General features: G+C 43.7%; 5 protein-coding genes. All 5 read left to right on the top strand.

Annotated features, from left to right (window positions below; genetic code table 11):
* Positions 1 to 1987 (top strand): hypothetical protein (locus O0J15_RS20235; protein ID WP_308306197.1); only part of this gene is annotated, 1987 nt, incomplete at its 5' end.
* Between the two features lie 8 nt (positions 1988 to 1995).
* Positions 1996 to 2346 carry a DUF6711 family protein gene (locus O0J15_RS20230; RefSeq protein WP_084887177.1) on the top strand — a complete coding sequence of 117 codons (351 nt, stop codon included), beginning with the start codon at positions 1996 to 1998 and terminating at the stop codon, positions 2344 to 2346.
* Between the two features lie 4 nt (positions 2347 to 2350).
* Positions 2351 to 4165, top strand: a complete 1815-nt coding sequence (locus tag O0J15_RS20225; RefSeq protein WP_308306196.1) for a hypothetical protein — start codon at positions 2351 to 2353, stop codon at positions 4163 to 4165.
* Positions 4162 to 4986, top strand: a complete 825-nt coding sequence (locus O0J15_RS20220) for a collagen-like protein (RefSeq protein ID WP_308306195.1) — start codon at positions 4162 to 4164, stop codon at positions 4984 to 4986. Before O0J15_RS20225 ends, O0J15_RS20220 begins: the two co-directional genes overlap by 4 nt.
* Before the next feature lie 11 nt (positions 4987 to 4997).
* On the top strand, positions 4998 to 5236 hold a 239-nt coding region (locus O0J15_RS20215), incomplete at its 3' end, for a hypothetical protein (RefSeq protein ID WP_308306194.1).

Raw genomic sequence — 5236 nt, 5'->3', positions numbered from 1 at the left:
GTTTAAAGGTTTTGAAAAAGTCGTTGTCACAAGCGCTCCTAAAATTTCATCAATGCTTCAAAGTCTTTTGGACATTGTAGCTCCGATATTTGAAACTATTGAAAGTGTTGTTGATAAGTTTGGCGATGGATTGAGTAGTGTCTACGATGAACATGTAGCCCCTGCTATTGACTCTATTGCTAATGCTTTTAACGGACTAATTGACATTATTCAAATACTTTGGGAAGGAAGTTGGAAGCCTTTCGCAGAGTTCTTGTCTAATACATTCGGCATAAGTAATGAAACCGTCGCTGAAATACTAGGCGTAATCATACTAGAGGCATTGAAGTTACTAGCTGATACAATCAAGCTAGTAGCTGACGGTTTTACTGCTTTTTCTGACTGGTGTAAAGAAAATAAAGAGATTATCTCTACAATCGCTAACGTGATTGGTACGCTTGCAACCGTGTGGCAAGGAATTAAGTTCTTGTCTTGGGCGGAACAAGCTGGAGGACTTGCAGGGGCATTCGAACTATTAAGTGGCAAGGTTTCCTTTATTGTTAGCGGAATTAAAGATCTTGGACTAGCTTTGAAAGCTTTGACATTTGATAAATTGGTTAGCTTCGGTGAAACCATCTATTTGAATGCGTTGTATGCAAAAGACTTTGTGGTCAATTCAGGTAAATTGATTGTAGAGTTAGGAAAAACCGCTCTAGAACTTGGTAAATCTGCACTAGCATGGGGTGTTCATGCAGCGCAAATGGGACTTGCAGCAGCGGCAGAAATTGCTCAATCGGTTGCAGCAGGAGTTGCAGCAGCTGCAACATGGGCACTCAATGGAGCCATTGCGGTATTGACCAGCCCGATAACCTTAGTTATTGCTGCTATTGCAGCCTTGATTGCTATCGGTGTCTTGCTCTACCAAAACTGGGACACTGTTGTCGAGTTTGCTAAAACAGCATGGCAAGGACTGTGTGATTTTATCAGTGGTATTTGTCAAGCGATTGGCGAATTTTTCAGCGGTTTATGGACGAAACTACAAGAAATCTTTGAGCCAATAGGTCAATGGTTCGGTGAGAAGTTCCAAGAAGGTTGGGACGGTATCGTTAATATCTTCAGTAATTTAGGCTCATGGTTCGGAGAACGTTGGGCAGATGTGACTAATGCGTTAGCAGAAGTAGGCTCTTGGTTAGGTGATAAATTCAAGCAAGGCTGGGATGCAATAAGCAATACATTTAGCAAGTTGGGTTCATGGTTTGGTGACCGTTGGAACGAATCTAAAGACGCGCTTGCCGAAGCAAACACTTGGCTTGGAGAGAAATTCCAATCTGGTAGGGATAAAGTGAACTCGGCTTTTGAAAAAGTAGGCTCTTGGTTCGGTGATAGATGGAACGATATCAAAGATGGAGTAAAAGAAGCTGATACATGGTTTGGAGAGAAATTTGAGAGTGCAAAAGAAAAAACTCAGAATCCTTTCCAATCAATCGGCTCTTGGTTTGGAGACAGATGGAAAGACATTCAAGACGCTTTGAAAGAAATCCCAAACTGGTTCAAGAATTTGTTTAATGACGCAATGGAAAACGCCAAAAGCATTGTTAAAAGTGGTATCGATAAACTGAGAAGCTTCTTTAATTTTGATTGGAGTTTACCGAGAATCAAACTTCCTCACTTTAATATATCAGGTAGCTTTAGCTTGAATCCTCCTAGAATTCCATCATTCTCTGTAGATTGGTATGCACGAGGTGGTGTATTCAATTCCCCTAGCATTATCGGGGTCGGAGAAGCTGGTCAAGAAGCAGTAATGCCCCTTGAACGGAATACAGGTTGGATTTCTACTTTGGCTCAGAAAGTAGCTGAAAGAATGCCTGTTAACAATGCCCCTGCGGGCTATTCATTGCCAGCTGGTGATATTGTTATCCAAATCGCTGGTCATGAGTTCGGACGGGTAGCAATCCAAGAAATCAACAAGGAACATGAACGAGCAGGTCAAACCTTGCTCAAGATTTAGGAGGTTAAATGGCACAATTGACAATCAATGGGGTGGCTGTGAAGCCTCCCAAATCTTTTCAAGTCGGTATTCAGGATATCGATGGAGAAACAGGGCGTAACGCTAACGGTGACATGGTGCGAGACCGTATCACGACTAAGCGCAAACTAGACTGTGAATGGGGTATGATGACTCAGGAAGAAATAAGTCAGCTTTTAAATGCAGTTTCATCTAAATTTTTTGAGGTATCTTATCCAGACCCCATGGATGGCCAAGTCACAAAGACTTTCTATGTCGGTGACAGGACAGCTCCTAGCTATACCTTTACTGAAAAGTTTAAACCTTGGTCTGGCGCTAAATTTAATCTGGTAGAGAGGTAAGAAAATGGACGCTTTAACCAGACGGCAATTTGACAGAGCCATGTTTGCCAAGGAAAGAACATTATCTATCCGTGTTGGAGATTATGCTTCACGGGATATCAAAGAGGCTAGTTTTGAGTATGGCTATATCAAAGGTGATACGTACAAGCCCGGTGGAACGTGTGCTGGTAGCGGTAAGATTACCTTTACCAGCATCATAACCACATTCAATAAACTGGATGTCCTACACCCTGAGATTGGTCTACTGGTTGGGAATACCTACCAGTGGGTTAAGATGGGGGAATACTTCATCAATGACATCGAGATTGACCGAAACCGAAACACAACCACGCTGGAGCTCATGGACGGTATGTTTAAGCTCAATCGTGAGTATGTGACAGACTTGCATTTCCCAGCTGAGGTACGAGAGGTTATTCAGGAAATCTGCCTGAAAACTGGTATTGAGTTAGCGAATGACTATTTCGGAATCAGCGCTATGCGTTACCATGTCGAGCAAGTTCCTGAAGGTAAGAAACTTTCCTTTAGGGATATGCTGAGCGCTATGACTCAGATGATTGGGATGTCTTGTTTCTTTAACCGAGAAGGTAAGATGGAAATCCGTGATTTAACTGAGTCAAATATCACGATCAACGCAGATAGTTACTTCTTACATGGTTTAACCAAGAGCGAGATTGAGTATCAGATAGCTGGTATCACTTGTAAGACAGACAAAAAGTCCCTTACGGTTGGTATGAAGACAGGTCGGTCATTGGAACTAGACAATGTCTTTATGACTCAGAGCGCTTTAAATGACCTGTATTACAAACTGAAAAATCTATCTTACTATCCGTATAATCTCAACTACCAAGGGCATTTACTGCTTGAGGTTGGGCAGTGGGTAACCATTCAAACCAACAAGAAAGAAACCTTTAAAGTTCCTGTGTTAAGCCAGAGTTTTACTTTCAAAGGTGGTCTGAGAGGTCGTATCAGTGCAGATAGTAAGGCTGGAAATGACACCCAGTATTCTTACGAGGGTACGATTACCAAGCAGATCAAACAACAAGATGGCATTGAAGCCAAAATCCAAGCGCAGATAGAAGCAGCAGACGCAGCCTTTGAAGCCGAGTTTGAGAAACGTAAAAAAGCGATTGATGACGCTATTGAGCAGTACAAGGCTAAAGCTGAAGAAATGGGCGCTAAGATCCACGAAGAAATGGAAAAAGAGCGTCCTGAGTTCGTGAAGCGTATTCGCGAGGAACTCAGGAGCGGTGCGGATTCGATTGCTGAGCTGAGTAAGAAATTAGAACAGGTCAGTGAGACCGCAAGGGTCAATGCTAGCCTGATTGGTGGTGACGGCACTACCCAGTACAATAAGAACCGTCTCAATGGTGGCACGGCCAAGAAAATCAGTTATGGAACGGATTTCGTAGAGGTCGGACATAATGGAGAGGGTTTTGAAATTGGCAAGCAGTACGTCATTAGCTGGTCAGCAACCTGCACGCCATACGGTAAGGCAGATGTGACTGTGGTAGTTAATAAGCCTACATTCTACGGTGGGCACGTTCATCTTGCGCCTGCTAATTCGGTCATGCCAGCGATTGATAAAGACCTAACCCAGAAAGAGGAGCAGGTCTTGGCAGTCTACTATGGTGCCTATCGTCTGACTTTCTCAGGCGACTGGTATCAGAATGTAGAGCAGTCTGTGACGATTGACAATCAGACAAGACGGATTGAACTAGCGCCAGTCTACAAGACGGTTGCGGACGGGCAGAATGCTAGATATGAGGGAAGTTGGAGCGAGAATCCAACTTTTATTTTTGATGGAGGAGGTAGAACATGACGGAAACAACGCCTGAAGTAGTACCTATCAGGGTACGACATAAACGGATGCCAGCTAGTGAGTGGGCAAGAAGTGACTTTGTGTTGTATGACGGTGAGTTAGGTATCGAGAGCGACACTGGTAAGGTCAAGGTCGGAAATGGCCGTGACCGATTTTCAGCCTTGCAGTACCTAACAGGGCCGAAAGGTGACCGTGGAGAAACGGGACCCGCAGGACCAAAAGGTGCTGACGGGGTTGTGCGGTTTGAAGGTTCCGCAGCAGAGAGGGCATTATCTGAATACGCCAAAAAGTCTGAAACGCCAGTATATCGTATCGCTAAAGGAGATATCTATGGTGCAAATATCGGCTCAGTAGCAACAATAAAAACAACCGATATCATGAACCCTGACGGTATCAAGGTAGGGGATATTGTTGAAGACCTTTGGACGAACAACAGTACTGTAGATTATGAATTTTGGAAAGTGACGGCTGTCAACGGTACTAATATTAATGTTCAAAAAATTGGTAAGAGAACATTCGTGATTTCTTATAATGACACAGACGTTAAGCGTCGTATCACAGCCCTTGAAAATCGTCCTACATTTGACACATTGACAGAGACACAGCGAAATAGCTTGCGAGGTCCAGCTGGACCAGCTGGTGCAAGAGGGGCGAATGGAGCAACGGGTCCAGCAGGCCCTAGAGGAGCTGATGGTGCGCCTGGTCAGAACATCATCAATCAGAACGGTGGGCAACCAATGAAATATTGGGCTGGAACAAGGTCCCAATATGACGCAATTTCTAACAAAGATGCTAATACCATCTACGATATTTATCGTTAACAGGAGGTAATATGGCACGAGAAGGAATTTACGTGGGCTCTAAAGAAATTATTCAGCGTTATGTCGGGACAAGTTTGGTCTGGGAGAAAGTCACAATCCAATTTGACGAAGTTTTAAGATTTACTTCAAACCGCTTTGGGTCATTTTGGCGTTTTGGCTCTACAGAAAGAGCCTTCATCGACTTAGGGATATCCGAACGTCGTCCGTATGGTTTGGATGGAATAGAGGATTGTAATGTGGTGAAACTTCA

Source organism: Stenotrophomonas sp. Sm10 (genome assembly GCF_030985515.1).
Classification (GTDB): Bacteria; Pseudomonadota; Gammaproteobacteria; order Xanthomonadales; family Xanthomonadaceae; genus Stenotrophomonas; species Stenotrophomonas hibiscicola.
This window is presented reverse-complemented; position numbering and strand designations above follow the sequence as displayed.